Below are 1258 nucleotides of genomic sequence, written 5' to 3'. Positions count from 1 at the left end.
CCACAAATTAGCTCGTGGTGAGAGATGAGCGCTAAACAAACCCAGCTTCGGCTGGGTTTTTGCTTTCTGCGGTTTGTAAAAGTGTATGGGGGTATGCCTAATTTGGATCGTGGATGATAAGCGAGATTCCCTATCACGGTCGTCCCTCCCTGTAGGGAATGACGGGAACCGGACGATGATGATCCCAGCATTTCTTTATTAGCAATACACATGGCTAGAGTAAGTAACGACTCATTTAGAACAAATATTTTATCGTCATTCCAGAACCGAGTGGAGTGAGATAGCAGAAATCTAGCTTTTAGAGGAGGTGATTTTTTAGTTTTGGTTTACCACTATCAGAAATGAAGAGCTATCTGTAAGTCGGTGAGGTAATTAGCCGTCATTCCAGAACTGAGTAGAACGAGGTATCAGGAATCTAGTTTTTTGAGGAAGTGATTTCTTTAGTTTTTGTTTGCCACTATAAGAAATATTGGGTTACCTAGGGAATAAGTTGTGCAAAGGACTAAAACAGTAATTCGTCATCCCAGAATCGAGTAGAACGAGATATCAGGGATCTCTTCTGATTTTATATTCAACACCACGCTCATTAACTTAAATAACGGGGCAACTTTAGCGAATGTCGCCCTATTAATTGAATGGCGATCACACTTTTCTTTGTTATTGAAAATAATGCGAAAAAAAACACATTTTTTATTAAAGCTTCTAATTGAGGCGCCGTTAAAGGGATTGAGAGAAATGATATGTACCAATGTAAGGTGAGAGAGACAGTGGTGCGTAAACAAATTGATATGTATTTGTGTGAGGTGAGAGTCACATGAGTGCATTAAAAAATGCCTAAAGGAGATCAACTATGGCGATTAATGTAAGCACTAACGTGTCTGCAATGACGGCTCAGCGTTACCTAAATAACGCGGCTGAAGGTACTCAAAAATCAATGGAGCGTTTGTCTTCTGGCTATAAAATCAATAGCGCAAAAGATGATGCTGCAGGCTTACAAATCTCTAACCGCTTAACGTCACAAAGCCGCGGCCTAGATATGGCTGTGAAAAATGCGAATGACGGTATCTCTATTGCACAGACAGCTGAAGGTGCGATGAATGAGTCAACCAACATTCTGCAACGTATGCGTGACCTTTCTCTTCAATCTGCAAACGGTTCAAACAGCAAGTCTGAGCGTGTTGCTATCCAAGAAGAAGTATCAGCTCTTAACACAGAACTTAACCGTATCGCTGAAACAACCTCTTTTGGTGGTAACAAG

General features: G+C 40.9%; 1 pseudogene. It reads left to right on the top strand.

From position 1 onward, the window contains the following. Nucleotides 1–850: 850 nt before the first annotated feature. Nucleotides 851–1258 (top strand): annotated as a pseudogene (locus BCT81_RS10335) (flagellin B); the annotation flags it as partial.

This window comes from Vibrio sp. 10N.261.52.A1, from assembly GCF_002876325.1.
Classification (GTDB): Bacteria; Pseudomonadota; Gammaproteobacteria; order Enterobacterales; family Vibrionaceae; genus Vibrio; species Vibrio chagasii.
This window is presented reverse-complemented; position numbering and strand designations above follow the sequence as displayed.